1 protein-coding gene is annotated in these 433 nt (G+C 55.2%); it reads left to right on the top strand.

Going from position 1 to position 433, the window contains the following annotated elements:
• Nucleotides 1–29 precede the first annotated feature (29 nt).
• Nucleotides 30–433: glycoside hydrolase family 15 protein (locus ACU8YE_RS25600; RefSeq protein WP_446930424.1), on the top strand; the 404-nt coding region annotated here is incomplete at its 3' end.

Genomic DNA, 433 nt, shown 5'->3' with positions numbered 1-433 from the left:
AAGTAGCTCGTGCCTTGGGTAATACAGCCATGGAGTCCCTAGCCCGTGAACTGAACGAGGAAGCCGCTCGTCGCATCGAGCAATGCTATAGCCAGGAACTTGGGGCCTACACCAACGCCATCGGCTCACCTCACCTCGACGCCAGCACGTTGCAGCTCATTCTCATGGGCTATCTGGACCCTAATTCTGAGCGGGCCCACCGCCACTTGGAAGCACTTGAGAAAGAGCTGAAAACAGCCGAAGGCTTGTTTTACCGCTACCGGCACGCCGATGATTTCGGTACGCCGGAGACGACCTTTCTTATCTGTTCCTTCTGGTACGTGGAAGCATTAGCCGTTGTGGGCCGCACCGGCGATGCCATTCGAGAATTCGAGAAGCTCATTGGCTACACTAATCACCTGGGTTTACTCAGCGAAGATGTGGACGCGAAAAC

The sequence above is a fragment of the Ralstonia sp. VS2407 genome, from assembly GCF_052950655.1.
The sequence above is the reverse complement of the archived record's forward strand: the minus strand, read 5'-3'. Positions and strand labels throughout refer to the sequence as shown.